Annotated in this window: 5 protein-coding genes; 3 read left to right on the top strand and 2 right to left on the bottom strand. The window is 74.5% G+C overall.

The features are described from left to right. The first annotated feature begins 120 nt into the window (after window positions 1-120). Window positions 121-2,316 carry an MMPL family transporter gene (locus AB0E24_RS36965; protein WP_232638503.1) on the top strand — a complete coding sequence of 732 codons (2,196 nt, stop codon included), beginning with the start codon at window positions 121-123 and terminating at the stop codon, window positions 2,314-2,316. Here AB0E24_RS36965 and AB0E24_RS36960 read toward each other — a convergent pair. After that, window positions 2,293-2,889 (bottom strand): hypothetical protein, encoded by a 597-nt coding sequence (locus AB0E24_RS36960; protein WP_187286979.1) that lies wholly within the window; start codon window positions 2,887-2,889, stop codon window positions 2,293-2,295. The genes AB0E24_RS36965 and AB0E24_RS36960 overlap by 24 nt on opposite strands. A 251-nt stretch (window positions 2,890-3,140) precedes the next feature. On the opposite strand from AB0E24_RS36960, the gene AB0E24_RS36955 reads away from it, so the two are divergent. After that, window positions 3,141-4,460, top strand: coding sequence for a WS/DGAT domain-containing protein (locus tag AB0E24_RS36955; protein WP_359383840.1), 1,320 nt, complete (start codon window positions 3,141-3,143; stop codon window positions 4,458-4,460). On the opposite strand, the gene AB0E24_RS36950 is transcribed toward AB0E24_RS36955, so the two are convergent. Beyond that, the gene (locus AB0E24_RS36950; RefSeq protein WP_359383838.1) at window positions 4,409-5,623 is read right to left on the bottom strand and encodes an SDR family oxidoreductase; all 1,215 of its coding nucleotides are present in this window, start codon (window positions 5,621-5,623) and stop codon (window positions 4,409-4,411) included. The genes AB0E24_RS36955 and AB0E24_RS36950 overlap by 52 nt on opposite strands. Window positions 5,624-6,021: 398 nt before the next feature. Between AB0E24_RS36950 and AB0E24_RS36945 the strand changes: the two genes are divergently transcribed. Beyond that, entirely contained in the window at window positions 6,022-14,163 is an 8,142-nt protein-coding gene (locus tag AB0E24_RS36945; protein ID WP_359383836.1) for an SDR family NAD(P)-dependent oxidoreductase, read from the top strand. Window positions 14,164-14,253: the final 90 nt, after the last annotated feature.

The following is a 14,253-nucleotide window of genomic DNA, read 5'->3' as shown; positions in this document are numbered from 1 at the left end:
ATAGCGGGTCATTGCGGGGCTTCTCCATACACCGATGTGACCTGGAGGAGGGTCGTTCGTTGGGCGTCCTGCGCGGCCGTCCCCTTCGGGCGCCGCGCGGTGACCCGGGGGAGGGGTGGCATGTTCGTCCGGCTGGGGCGTTTCGACGTCGCGCGCAGGGTCTGGGTGCTCGCGGGCGCGGCAGTGGTGCTGGTGGTGTCCTGCTGGGCGTGTGCCGGGCTGCCCGGACGGCTCAGCTACGGCGGCTTCATGGCACCCGCCGCCGAGGCGAGCCGGGCGGCGGACGCGATCAGGACCGAGGCCGGGCAGGGCGGCGCCGATGTCCTGGTCACCTTCCGCAACGAGGAGTTGACCGCCGACCGGCCCGCCTTCCGGGAAGCGGTGGAGGACGCGCTGCGCCGGGCGCCCGAGAACACCGTGGACCGGGCGACGACGGCCTGGTCCTCGGCCAATCCGCTGCTGGTCTCCCTCGACCAGCACTCGACCGTGGTGCCCATCCTGCTGCGCGGCGACGGCGAGACCGGGCGCACCCAGAGCTATCTGGCGCTGCGGGACGCCGTGCGCGCACCGGGGTTCGAGGTCTCCTGGACCGGGCCCGGCGCGATCATCTCCGAGATCGTCCAGCGGTCCCAACACGACTTGGTGCGCACCGAGTTGCTGGTGCTGCCGCTGATGATGCTGCTGATGGTGTTCGTCTTCCGGGGTGTAGTCGCCGCGCTGCTGCCGGTGGTCACCGGAGTCCTGGCGACGGCCGCGGCCCTCGCCGCGCTGCGCGCCGTGGCCGATGTCATCGAGGTCCCGTATGTGACCGTCAATCTGGTGGTGGCCATCGGGCTCGCGGCGGGCGTCGACGCCGGTCTGCTCATCGTCAGCAGATTCCGGGAGGAGCTGCGAGCGGGACGGACCCCCGCGGAGGCCGTCGCCGTCACCGTCGACACCGCCGGGCGGACGGTGGCGCTGTCCGGCGTCGTCATGACCTTCATCGCGGTGGGCCTCGCCTTCTTCCCGCTCGGGTTCGTCCGCGCGCTGGGGATCGGCGCGGCGGCCGGGCTGCTGGTGGGCGCCCTTGTGACGGTGACGGTGCTGCCCGCGCTGCTGTTCTGTCTGGGCGAGCGCGTGGACGCGCTCTCACCGGCCTGGCTGCGGCGCCGGGGCGGCCGGCGCGACGGTGTGCTGTGGGGCCGGGTGGCCCGTGCGGTGATGCGGAAGCCCATCGCCTACACCTGCGCCGTCTCCGCGCTGCTGATCGCCCTCGCGGTGCCGTTCCTGCACACCGTCATCGGCTTCCCCGACCAGCGGATGCTGCCCGCCGGGGCGCCGGCCCGGGTGGCGGCCGAGCGCATGGAACACGACTTCGCCGTCTCCGGCCTCGGCACCTTGCAGGCCATCGCCACCTTCGACCACCCCGTGGACCGCGGCCGCGGCCACGCCGACCTGCTGACGTGGACCCGGAACGTCTCCGAACTGCCCGGCGCCCGGGGCGTGCTGGTGGCCGGGACGACCGGGAACAAGGCCGTCATCTACGTCGGCCAGAGCCACCGGGTGGAGAGCGACTCCGCCAAGTCGCTGGTACGGGCGGTGCGCGCGCTGCCCGTGCCCGGCGGCAGCGGGGTGCTGGTGGGCGGCGCCTCCGCCCTCGCGGTGGACACCATGGACACCTTCTATCGGCTGCTGCCCCGGGTGCTGGCCTTCATGGTGGTCACGAGCCTGGTGCTGCTCACCGTCGCCCTGCGCTCGCTCGTGCTGCCCGTCAAGGCGCTGGTGATGAACGCCCTGTCCATCGGCGCCTCCTTCGGCGCCCTCACCTGGATCTTCCAGGACGGACACGCCGGCAGACTGCTCGGCGCCGAGCCGACGGGCTATGTGGACGCGCTGGCGCCCATCGTCATGCTGTTCCTGCTCATCGCGGTGTCCATGGACTACGAGCTGTTCCTGCTGCTGCGCATCCGTGAGCAGTACCGCCTGCTCGGGGACGACCGGGAGGCGGTGGCGGTGGGGATCCAGCGCTCGGGACGGGTGATCAGCGCCGCCGCGGCGGCCGTTCTGGTGGTGACGGCCTGCTTCGCGACCAGCAGCGTGGTGATGGTCAAGGAGATATGCGTCGGGGTCTTCCTGGCCGTGCTGATCGACGCGGTGCTCGTACGGGCGGTTCTGGTGCCCGCCGTCATGCGGCTGCTCGGCGCCGCGAACTGGTGGTGGCCCCGCTTCTCCGGGAACTCGCCCACGGGCAAGGGCGGGCGGCCGGAGGCCGCCCCGGAACACGCGGCGCGGCTTCCGGCCCCCGCCGAGCCGTCAGCCGAACGTCAGCCGCGCTGAACCGCTGCCGGAACCCCCGGCCAGCCTGCCCTGCGTCCAGCAGTCCCGGCCCACACCGCGGTTGTCCACGGCGATTTCGACGCCCACGGAGCCCGCGAAGAGGCCCCTGGTGATCTGCACGTTCTCGGCCCTGAAGGTGACATTGCCATCGGCGTCGTTGGTGAAGCGGAGCTTGCCGCCGCCGCTGCTGGTGCCGATCCGTTCACCGCCCGGCCCGAGCCACTCCGCGGTGCCCGTGCCGGTGCCGGTGGCCGCCGCGCAGGTGCCCTCGGCCATGCCCTCCAGGGTGACCCGCACCGTGGAGACCACGGCGGAGCCAAGGCAGCTCCCGGTAATGGTGGCCCGGTAGCCCGCGACACCACTTCGGTCGCGCTCCAGAACCAGATCGGGGTCGGTGGGTTCCACCGTGGCCGTGCCCTTGCAGGTCAACGGCAGCGGAACCGCCGGCGCTTCGGCGGCCGCGCGGGCCGGGGGCTGCTGCCCCAGTAAGGCCACGACGGCCGCGGAGGCCGCCAGCAGCCCCAGGGCCGCCGTGTGGACGAGGGCGCGCCTGCGCCCGTTCGCTGAAGTCACGCGCTTCTCCCAGGTCGGGCCCCACAACTCGCGGGCCGTTTCCGATGGTTGATCCGTCCGATGATGGCGGCGCGGGCACCCTCGGCCGTTGGTCCATGCGGGTGATTCACCCGCACGGTCACCAAGGTGCACCCGTAATCGTGAAGGCGCCCGCCGACCGCTGACGCCATGGCCGCCGGGGGTGACGTGAGCGCCACCCGCGGCGTTGTTCCGGCTGCCGGTCGGTGTCACCGGCGGAGGGGTGGAGCGGGATGACCGGGAAGTCGACGGGGGACGCGGCCGGGGAGCTGACCGGGCAGCCGACAGGGAAGCCGCTGTTTCCGGACGCGGCCCTCGTCGCGTACGGCAGGGCGCACCCCGGCGCCGGGCTGACCATCGGCGTGGTGCTCGAGCTGGCGGGCCCGCCGCCCGAGCGGCGCCAACTCGCTGACTCGCTGCGGCCGGTGGCGGAACTGCTGGGGACCCGGCCCTCGGACGGCGGCCCATGGAACGGTGCGGTGGAGTACGCCGAAGCCGGTCCGGGGCGGGAGCTGTCCGATGTGGCGCACGAGGCGCTGACCAGTCCGCTGGAGCCGCACCGCTGGTCCTGCGGCGCGGTGGCGGGGCTGCCGGGCGGCACGTCCGCGCTGGTGTGGCGGGCGGACCACCGGCTGCTCGACGGTGCGGGAGCCGCTGGAGCGCTGGCCGCCTGGACGGGCGCCCACCGCCCGGACGCCGCCACCGCGTCCCCCGCGCGGGCCGAACCGTGGCGGGCGCACGGCGCCGTGCACCGTGCCGTCACCGATCCACTGCGCGCGGCCTGGCTGTGCGGGGCGCCCCTGCTGGAGCGGCCCCGGGCGAACGCGGCGGAGCGCGCCGAGGACGCCGTAGGCGCCGAACACCCGCCCACCGCCCTGTCCTACGCCTGCGCGGAGACCGGCCTCGGTGTGCTGCGCGACATCGCCCGGCGCCACGGCACGACCGTCAACGATGTGTATCTGGCCGCGCTCAGCGGCGCCCTGCGCACCCGTCCCGAACTCCACGGCCCCGACGGGCGGGTGCGCGCCCTGGTCCCGGTGAACGTCCGGGGGCCCGGGGACGCGGCCGTCCTGCGCAACCGCCACATTCCGCTGCGGATCCCCCTCCCCGTGGCGGAGCCCGAGGCCGGGCGGCGCCTCGCCCTCGTCGCCGCCCGCACGGCGGGCCGAGCCCGCGCGCTGCGCCATCCGCTGGTGCGTGCGGTGTTCCGGTCCATCCCCGCCGCGGCCGGGGGATGGTGTTTCCAGCGGTACTTCGACCCGGCCCACGCCACCCTGCTCGCCAGCAACGTCCGGGGCCCGTCGTCCGCCTTGGCGGTGGCCGGGCGGCGGGTCCTGCGGACGCTGCCGCTGAACTTCCTCCCGGCCGGACACCGGCTGTCCACGGTCCTGGCCACCGCCCAGGGCCGGGCCGTGGTCGGCTTCACCACCTCCGAACCCCGCGCGGCCGCAGAGTCGTTGGCCGCCGCATGGCTGGGGGAGCTACGGGTGCTGGCGGCGGCTCAGGCCGCCGCGACCGGACTCACCACCTCTCCGACGGCGTTGGCCAGGTAGGTGGCGTCCAGGGGTTCGGGGTCGGGCAGACCGACGGTGTCCTGGAGCAGGTTGCCGCGGTCGTACGTCCTGCGCTGCGCGGTGAAGACCAGCAGCGACGCCAGATGGTGGGCGAACAGCGACTCGTACGGGTCCGGGTCGTCGAGGTCGTCCACGAGGTCCAGGGACAGCCCCGGGTAGAGCCGCTCCAGGACCTTCACGGCCGTCGCGAAGGGCGTGTTGTGCGGATGGGTCAGATGCACGGTGCGCACTCCCGCCGGGGCGCCCGGACGGCACGCGGCGCGGGCGGCGCACACCGCGGCGCGCGCCGCGTACTCCACCGGGACGAGGTTGAGCGCCCCGCCGCTCCCCGCGCGGACCCGCACCCGCAGCCCGCTGCCGTGGGCGTCGCCACCGTCGAGGAGCGAGGCGAGCGCCGGATCGTCCTCGGCCCTGCGGCGCAGCGCCTCGTGGATGAGGAGCGCCAGCACCGCCAGCGGCTGACGCTGCCCGCTGCCGAGGACGGGCCGGTCGGAGACGAGCAGCGACGGCCGCAGGATCGTGGCGCCGCGGCCGGTGCGGGCGCTCCAGGCGTGTACCGCGCGTTCGGCGGTGTACTTGCTCTCCTCGTACGGCGTCAGGAAGCCGTGGCCGCCGTCCAGGTCGTCCTCGCGGATATGCCCCTCGGCGCGTCCCCCGGCCACGTACGCGGTGCTCAGATGGACCACCCGCGCCCCTGCCGCCTCGGTGGCCAGGTCGAGGACGCGCCGGGTGCCGAGGACGTTCGCCTTGAACAGCGGCACCGGGTCGTCGTGCAGCGCGAGTTGTGCGGCACAGTGCCAGACCTCCGAGCAGCCGTGGGTGAGGGCGTGGCGCTCGCCGTCGGCGAGGCCGAGGCCCGGCAGGGTGAGGTCGGCGGACACGTACCGCAGGCGCCCGCGCGGTGTCGCGGCGCCCGCCAGGACGTCGAGCCCGTCGAGGGCCGTCTCGACGCGCGCCCGCAGACTCCGGGCTCCGGCACGGCCTGCACCCTGTCCTCCGTCACGGTCTCCGCCACAGTCTCCGCCACGGCCCTCGCCACGGCCGAGGACGGTGATGGGCCGGTCGTCGGCGTCCTCGGTGAGCAGTTGGCGCAGGACGCGGCTGCCGAGGAAACCGGTCGCGCCGGTGAAGAGTACGGCCATGGCGGGCTCCAGACGTCGAAGGGCGGGTGGTTGCGGCTCCGGCGGGTTCGGGAGCGTCCCGGCGTGTTTCCGTGGCGGACCCCACCGCCGGGGCGCGTGCCGAGGACACCACACCGACCGCACCCCGCCACGCCGCCCGAGCGCCGCCGTACGCGCACTCCGTACGCGCACTCCGTACGGACCCCGCCGGTGCGGCTCACCCGAATGGGCTAAGCGGCTCGGAAGGGGTCCTTTCATCACACCGAGTGCACTTCAACTCCGTTCCCTCTAACGGGTGTACGGGGCGGCGTCGGCGGTCGCCCGGCTGGCTAGTGTGCGTCGCTGCCGAGAGCGTGAGCCGAAAGCGTGACGCGGGCCACCCGCCGGCGTCGCCGAGTGAACATGAGAGAGGCCCCGGTATGCGTCAGGACGAGGCCGAACCGATCGCGGTGGTGGGGGCGGCCTGCCGGCTCCCCGGTGGCATCCGGGACCTGGACGGGCTCTGGGAGGCCCTGGACCAGGGCAGGGACCTGGTGGGGGAGGTGCCCGCGGACCGCTTCGACGCCCGCCTGTTCACCGACCCCTCCGTGCCGCGCCGCGGCAAGTCGTACACCGCCGCCGGTGGTTTCCTCGACGACGTGGCCGGATTCGACGCCGCCTACTTCGGGATCTCCCCCAAGGAAGCGGCGCACATGGACCCGCAACACCGGCTGCTCCTGGAGATGACCGCCGAGGCGCTGGACGACGCCGCCGTGGACCCGGCCACGCTGGCCGGTTCCGACACCGCCGTGTTCGTCGGGATCTCGGACGCCTCCTACGGCGCGCTCCAGATGTCCTCGCTGCGCACGGTCGGCGCCTACACGATGTCCGGCGCCGCCTCGTCGATCGCCGCCAACCGGGTCTCGCACGCCTTCGACCTGCGCGGTCCCAGCATGGCGATCGACACCGCCTGCTCCTCCTCCCTGGTGGCCCTCGACCGCGCCTGCCGCACCCTGTGGGAGGGCGGCGGCCGGGCCGCCGTCTGCGGCGGGGTCAACGTGCTGCTCAGCCCCTTCCACTACGTGGGGTTCTCCCAGGCGTCGATGCTCTCCCAGCGGGGCCGGTGCGCCTCCTTCTCGGCGCGGGCCGACGGGTTCGTCCGGGCCGAGGGCGGCGGCGTGGTGCTGCTGAAACGGCTGTCGGACGCCCTGGCCGACGGCGACCGTATCCACGGACTCGTCCTGGGCACCGGCAGCAACAGCGACGGCAGGACCATGGGGCTCGCGCTGCCCAACTCCGAGGCCCAGGAGCGGCTGCTGCGCGAGGTCTACGACCGTGCTCGGGTACACCCCGACGAACTGGTCTACTTCGAGGCCCATGGCACCGGCACCCCGGTCGGCGACCCGCTGGAGGCCCTCGCCATCGGCCGCGCCCTCGGCGTGCGCCGGATCTCCGGCGCCCTCCCGATCGGCTCGGTGAAGACCAACCTCGGTCATCTCGAACCGGCGTCCGGCATGGCCGGTCTGTTCAAGGCCCTCCTGGTACTGCGGCACCGCACCGCACCGGCCTCCCTCCACGCCGACCCGCCGCACCCCGACATCGACTTCGAGGGCCTCGGGCTGCGGCTCACCACCCGCTCGACGGCCCTCGCGCCGGTCGAGGCCGACGGGCGGGCCGTCGCCGGGGTGAACTCCTTCGGCTTCGGCGGCGCCAACGCCCACGCCATCGTGGCCGACGCCCCGCCCATGCCCAACGGCCCCCGGCCCCCGCGCGAACCGGTGCCGGTGCTGGTCTCGGCCCGCACGGCGAAGGCGCTGCGGCAGGCAGCCGAGACCATGGCCGCCCACCTGGACCAGATGCCCCCGGCCGACTTCTACGACCTGGCCCACACCTCCTGCCTACGCCGAGGACGCCACGACCACCGCGCCGTCGTCTGGGCAACCACCCCAACGGAAGCGGCCCGCGCCCTACGCGCCTTGGCCGCGCCGGAGCCGGACCCTGGACGGCTTGATGGCGGGGATCCGGCCGGGGAGCCGGTCGGGCTGGGTGAGGAGTCGGTTGCGTCTGGCGGGCAGTTGGTCCGAGCCGGTGGGGAGTTGGCCACGCTGGGTGGGGAGTCGGCCGCGCCCACCGGGCAACCGAAGGTGCCCGCCGTGGAGTTGGCGTCCGCCTCCGGGGAGGCGGTCGCGCTCGCCGTGGAGCGGACTACGCCTGCCGGAGCCTCGGCCACGCCTGTCGGAGCCTCGGCCGTGCCTGGTGGGGAGTTGGCCGTATCCGCCGGGAAGTCGGTCGCGTCTGCCGGGGCGCCGACCGCGCCGGTCGGGGAGTCACCCGTGCCTGCCGTGGAGGCGGCCGTACCCGTCGGGGACCCGGTCCTGCCCGCCGCGAAGGCGATCGTGCCCGGTGCGGTGAGTCTTGCCGCTGACAGTGGGCGTGTGGCCTTTGTGTTCTGTGGCAATGGGTCGCAGTGGGCCGGGATGGGGGCCGATCTCTTCGCTGCCGACGACGTCTTCCGGCGCGCGGTGCATGACGTCGACGTCGAACTCGCGCCCCGGTTGGGCTGGTCGGTGGGCGAGGTGCTCGCCGCGCCCGTCGGGAAGGCGGATCTCGACGCGACGGAGGTGGCTCAGCCCCTCCTCTTCGCCGTGCAGTTGGGGATCACCGCCGTGCTGCGGGACCGGGGGATCGAGCCCGCCATGGTCGTCGGCCATAGCGTCGGGGAGGTGGCCGCCGCCCACGTCTGTGGGGCGCTGTCGCTGCCGGACGCGGCGCGGGTGATCGCCGAGCGTGGCCGGGTGCAGGGGAGTACGGCCGGGAGTGGCCGGATGGCCGCCGTGGGGCTGTCCGCCGAACGGGCCGCGAAGGCGCTCGCCGGGTACGGGGAGAAGCTGGAGATCGCCGGGGTCAACAGCGCCGAGGACGTCACGGTGGCCGGTGACGCCGAGGCCCTGGACCTGCTCGGCGCGGAACTCGCCGCCGAGGGTGTCTTCTTCCGCGATCTGGGCCTCGACTACGCCTTCCACAGCCGCCACATGGACCCCGTCGAGGACGAACTCCTGGCCTGTTTGACGGACGTGACACCGTCGCCCGTGCGCGTACCGTTCTACTCCACCGTCACCGGTTTCCGCGCCCGCGGTACCGACCTGGACGCGGCGTACTGGTGGCGGAACGTGCGTCACCCCGTGCTCTTCGCGGACGCGGTGCGGCGCGCCCTCGCGGACGGGGCCGGGATCCTCCTGGAGATCGGCCCGCATCCCGTACTCCGCGCCTATCTCCGGCGTGTGGCGGCCCGGCGCGGCAAGACCGGTTCGGGCACCGGAACCGGCACCGTCGTGCTGCCGACCCTGCGGCGCGGGGCGGACGGCCCCGCCGCCCTCGGCGCGGCGGCGGCCGCGGCGCTCGCGGCCGGGGCCGCCGTCGACTACGCGGCGCACTTCCCCGTGCCCGGCCGGGTCACCCGGCTCCCGGCTTACCCGTGGCAGTACGAGCGCCACTGGTCCGGCACCCCCCACTCCTGGGCCAACTCCAGCGGGGACGGCGTCATCGTCCATCCCCTGCTGGGCGAGCGCATGCCCACCGCCGTCCCCGGCTGGGAGGGCGCGATCGAACCCGTCCTCGTGCCCTGGCTCGCCGACCACCGGCTCGGCGGATCGGTGGTCATGCCGGCCACCGGATACGCCGAAGCCCTCCTCGCAGCGGGGCGCGCCGTGTACGGGCGGCCGGTCGAGGTGGCACATCTCGACATCAGCGCAAGCCTCGTGGTGCCCTGGCCGGACGCCTCCGCCGTACGGCTACGGGTGGGGCTCGACCCCGACACCACCCTCGCCACGGTCACCAGCACCGACGAGCGCGGCCCGGAGCCACGGGCGCATGCGCGGGCCCGGGTGCGCCCGCTGCTGCGGCCCCGGCCCGAGCCGGTGGACCCCGAGCGCCTGCGCGCCCTGTGCGACAGGCGCGTCAGCGGCGAGGAACACTACGCCGCCTGCGCCGAGGTGGGACTCGGCTACGGGCCCGCCTTCCAAACGCTGGAGGAGGTACGTCTGGGCGAGGTGTGTCTGGGCGAGGTCCGGGTGGGCGACGTGCGCCCGGACGACACGCACCCGGGCGAGCGGATCTCGGTCGCCACCTATCGGCACGAGGCCCCGGGCGCCCCGTACACCGTCCACCCGGCGCTGCTCGACGGAGCCCTCCAGGCCGGTGTCGCGCTCCTCCATGACCGGCTGCGGGAGCGGGGCGCCTATCTGCCCGCGTCCATCGGCTCGGTGCGGGTGTGGTCGACACCGTCGCCCACCGGGATCATGTGGGTGACCGAACGCGACTCCACCGGCAGCGAGGTGTGCTGGGACATCACGGTCGCGGACGCCGACGGCACCGTGACGGCACGGCTCGAGGAGTGCCGGCTGCGCCTCTTCCCGATCGCCCGCACCGCCCCCGTCACCCTCCACCACACCGTTCCGCGGGCCGCTCCCCGCGCGCACCTCCCGGCCGCGCCCTCACCCCTGCCGCCGCCCGCGGACATCCTCCGGGACGCCGCCCCGCGTCTGGACGCCGTGTGCGAGCGGTGGCGCGAGGCCCGCTACGACCTGACGTCACGCCATGACGAGGAGCTGACCGCGCACTCGGCCGCCGCCGCGCTGGCCGGGCTGCTGCCCGACCCCGCGGCGCCCTTCACCGTCGAGGACCTCGTGGCAGCCGGTATGGAGGAACGGCACCGGCCGCTGATCGCCCTGCTCGAACCCCTGCTGCTGCGCCGCGGTCTGCTCGCCGAGGTCCCCGGCGGCCGGTGCCGTCTGACGCCCGGCGCCCGCGACACCCCGCCGCCGGTGCGCGAGGCCCTCGCCCAGGCGCCCGGGGATGTGCACCGGATCGCCCTGACGGCCCATCTGACCCGGCACCTGGAGGAGGTCCTCAGGGGGCACATGAGCGCCCTGCGGCTGCTCACCGCCGAACCGGCCGCGCACCTCCTGGAGCAGTACTACGACACCGCGCCGGTCTCCCGCTTCCACAACCGCCTCGCCCAGGCCCTGCTTCGCGCCCAGCTCTCCCACTGGCCCGCCGACCGCGCGCTGCGGGTCCTGGAAATCGGCGCGGGCACCGGTGGCATGACCGGGGCGCTGCTGCCCCTGCTGCCCGCCGACCGCACCCGCTACCGCTACACCGATGTCTCACCGGCCTATCTGCCCCGCGCCCGCAACCGCTTCGGCGGCTACGACTTCGTCGAGTACGGCACCTTCGACCTGGACCGGGACCCCGCCGAACAGGGCTACCGCGAGCAGGGCTTCGACCTCGTCGTCGCGGCCAACGCGCTGCACACGGCCAAGGACCTGGAGCCCGCCCTCGGCCGTGTGGCCTCGCTGCTCGCACCCGGCGGACATCTGCTGGCCTTCGAATGCCACGACCCGGAGACGCTGCTCCCCGTCTTCGGCGCCCTCGACAGCTTCCACCACCGCACCGACACCGCCCTGCGCCCCGAATCCCCGCTGCTGACCCGCGAGCAGTGGCCCGCGCTGCTGCGGCGGTGCGGCTTCACCTCCTGTGCCCGCACGGGCGACACCGAGCCGCCCGGACGCGATCACGCGTCCGTCTTCCTGGCCGCGGCCGGTGGCGCTCCCGCCGTCGCGCCACCACCCCCCGCCCCGTCCGCCGCGTACGTCGTCTGCGGCGATACGGCGGAGGATCCGCTGCCCCGCGCCGTCGCCGAGGCGCTGACCGCATACGGCGCTGGGCACAGCGTCGTCACCGACGCCCGTACGGACGCCGCCGCGTGGACCCGGGCGCTGACCGGGGCGGGCACCGGTGAGACGGCCGTGGTCCTGGTCCTGGGCGGCGCCGAACCCACCGACGCCGAGGAGGCCGTGGCCCGTGCCGCCCACGCGGGCCAGACGCTGCGGGCCGTCGCGGAGGCCCACCGGTTCCTCGGCTCACCGGCCGCGGTCCGCCTGTGGCTGGTCACCCGGCCGCACGGCGCCGAGGCGACCCCCGGGCCGATCACCCATCCCACCGACGCCGCCGCGTGGGGCGTGGCACGCTGCCTGGCCAACGAGGAACCCGATCTGCGCGGGCGCCGCCTGAGCCTGTGCCGGAGCGACGACCCGGCCGCGGACGCCGCCCGTCTGGTCCGCGAACTCCTCGACACCGATGCCGAAGACGCCACAGATGCCGAAAACGCCACCGAGGCCACCGATGTCGCCGAGGCCGTCGGCACCCCCGGCGGCGCCTATGGCACGGCCGCCGACGAGGACGAGATCGTGCTCACCCCGCACGACCGCTTCGTCCTGCGCGAGCGCGCCCTGCCGCCCGCCGTCCCCCTTGCGGACGGCGCGGCCCCGCCGCCGTACACCCTGCGGGTGCGTCAGCCCGGCCTCTCCTACCGGCTCGCCTGGGAAGAGATCCCGCCGCCGGTCGCGGGCCCCGGAGAGGTGGTCGTCGAGGTGCGCGCGGCGGCCCTGAACTACCGCGACATCATGCAGACGGTCGGGCTGCTGCCCACGGAGGCGCTGAACGGCAGCCCGCGCGAGGAGAACCTCGGGCTCGAATGCGCGGGTGTGGTCACCGCCCGCGGGCCGGGCGTGGACCGCTTCGCGCCCGGGGACCGGGTGGTCGGGGTGGGGACCGGGGCGCTCTCGTCCCACGTGGTCAGCCCGGTGGGCAACCTCTGGCCGATCCCCGCCGGGATCACCTTCGCCGAGGCCGCCGGTGTGCCGGTCGCCTACTGCACCGTCCACTACGGCCTGGTGTACACCGCCAGGATGCGGGCGGGTGAGACCGTGCTGGTGCACGGCGCGGCCGGGGGTGTCGGCCTCGCGGCCCTCCAGTACGCACGGGCGTACGGCGCCACGGTCATCGCCACGGCGGGCAGCGGGCCCAAACGCGATCTGCTGCGCGCGCTCGGCGTGGAGCACGTCCTCGACTCACGCTCGCTGGACTTCACCGTCCAGGTCATGGATCTCACCGAGGGCAGGGGGGTGGACATCGTCCTGAACTCCCTGTCCGGCCAGGCCCTGGCCCGGGGCCTGGAGGTGCTCCGCCCCGGCGGCCGCTTCATCGAGCTCGGCAAACGCGACTTCTACGAGGACCGGACGCTGCCGCTGCGCCCGTTCGGCTCCCATATCTCCTTCCACGGCGTGGATCTCACCACCGTGCTGCGCGACCCCAGGCTGCGGGGGGACCTGCTGGAGGATGTGGGCCGGACGCTGAACGGCGGCCACGTGGCGCGAACCGGCCCGGACTTCCACCCGCTGCCCCACACCGCCTACCCCGCCGCGCGTGTGGCGGACGCCTTCCTGCTGATGCGCCACTCACGCCATATCGGCAAGGTCGTCGTCACCTTCGACCCGCTGGACGAGCCCTGCGCCATCGAACCGGCCTCCGCGTTCGCCTCCTCGCCCGCGCGGCGCGAAGGTGCGGCCATCGTCGCCGCCCGCGGACCGGCGGCGGCGCGTACGACGCCCACCGCGCCCCGCGCCCCCCGTCTCGACCCGGACGCCTCGTACCTGGTCACGGGCGGCACCAGCGGCTTCGGCGCGGCCACCGCACAGTGGCTGGCCGGCCTCGGCGCCCGCCATCTCGCCCTGGTGAGCCGCAGCGGGGCCGACGGTCCGGACGCCGCCGCCGTGCGCGACGCGCTCGCCCCGGAGGGGGTGCGGGTCACCGCGTACGCCGCGGACGTGGCCGACGCGGAGGCGATGCGCCGGGTGCTGGAGGAGATCGAGGAGAGCGGCCATCCGCTGCGCGGTGTGGTCCACGCGGCGATGGCACTGGACGACGCGCCACTCGCCGAACTCACCGCAGAGCGGATGAGCGCCGTCCTGCGGCCCAAGATCGGCGGAGCCCGGGTCCTGGACACCCTGACCCGCGGTCTGCCACTGGACTTCTTCCTGAGCTACTCCTCCACGACCGCCATGGTGGGCAACTTCAAGCAGTCGGCCTATACGGCGGGCAACCTCTGTCTGGAGGGCCTGGCCCGGCTGCGCCGCCGGTGCGGCGAGCCCGCGCTCACCCTCGCCTGGGGCGCCATCGGCGAGATCGGCTACGCGGCACGCAACGACCTGCTGGACTCCCTCCACGGCCTGGGCATCGAGCCCCTCGCCCCGCACACCGCCCTCGACTACGGGAGGCGGCTGCTCGGCGGCGACCGGCCGGACGCCCCCGGGGTGGTGGGCGTCTCCCGGACGGACTGGTCGCGCGCCGCCGTGCTGCTGCCCCTGCTGCGCGCCCCGCGCCTCGGCGAGCTCGTACCGCCCCAGGTGGGCGACGGGGAGACCACCCGTGAGGAACTTCTGCGCAGGCTCTCCCTCATGGACGAGGAGGCCGCCCTCGACCATCTCGTCGACCAGCTCACCCGCCTGCTCGCCGAGGTCCTGCACATGGACCACGAGGACCTCGACCCGCACCGGCGGCTGGACTCCTACGGCATGGACTCCCTGATGGCGGCCCAGGTGCTCGTCTCGCTCAACCAGCGCTACGAACTCGACATCCCGCCCATGGAACTGCTGCGCAGCAACGGCACCATCGCCGAGTTCGCCCGGATCGTACAGCTCCGGCTGGGACTGCATGTCACGGAAACCGCCTGCCCCGCCTAAGGGGTCCTTGCACTATGCCCGCCCGGGTCGCGCGGCCTGGCACCGCACCTCGCCGCGTTGCCGAAAAGCCCTAGTAGCTCCGCTACGAGG

It is taken from the genome of Streptomyces malaysiensis subsp. malaysiensis, assembly GCF_040653035.1.
Taxonomy (GTDB): Bacteria; Actinomycetota; Actinomycetes; order Streptomycetales; family Streptomycetaceae; genus Streptomyces; species Streptomyces malaysiensis.
Note: the sequence above shows the minus strand (reverse complement) of the source record. Positions and strands in the feature narration are given on the sequence as shown.